The 537-nt window shown below is 56.4% G+C and carries 1 pseudogene; it reads left to right on the forward strand.

Annotated features, from left to right (window positions below):
• Positions 1–537 (forward strand): annotated as a pseudogene (locus tag HMPREF2780_RS11825) (hypothetical protein); the annotation flags it as partial.

The raw sequence follows: 537 nt of genomic DNA on the forward strand, positions 1-537 counted from the left end.
CGCTCGTTGAGGCGGACTCACTCGCACTTACCGAAGCGCTTGTGGAAGCCGATTCACTTGCAGATACAGATGCACTGGTTGACGCGGATTCGCTTGCAGATACAGATGCACTCGTGGAGGCCGATTCGCTGGCACTTACAGATGCACTCGTGGAAGCGGACGTACTTGCTGAAACAGATGCGCTCGTCGACGCGGACTCGCTTGCAGAAACTGACGCACTCGTTGAGGCTGATTCACTGGCAGATACTGAAGCGCTGGTTGACGCGGATTCGCTGGCACTTACAGATGCACTCGTGGAAGCGGACTCACTCGCACTTACCGATGCACTGGTGGACGCGGATATACTTGCTGAAACAGACGCACTCGTGGAAGCTGATTCGCTCGCACTTACTGAGGCACTCGTTGAGGCGGACTCACTCGCACTTACTGACGCACTCGTGGAAGCCGATTCGCTCGCACTTACAGACGCACTCGTAGACGCGGACTCACTCGCAGATACAGACGCACTCGTGGAGGCGGACGTACTTGCTGAAACAG

The sequence above is a fragment of the Streptococcus sp. HMSC062B01 genome (assembly GCF_001811085.1).
Lineage (GTDB): Bacteria > Bacillota > Bacilli > Lactobacillales > Streptococcaceae > Streptococcus > Streptococcus gordonii.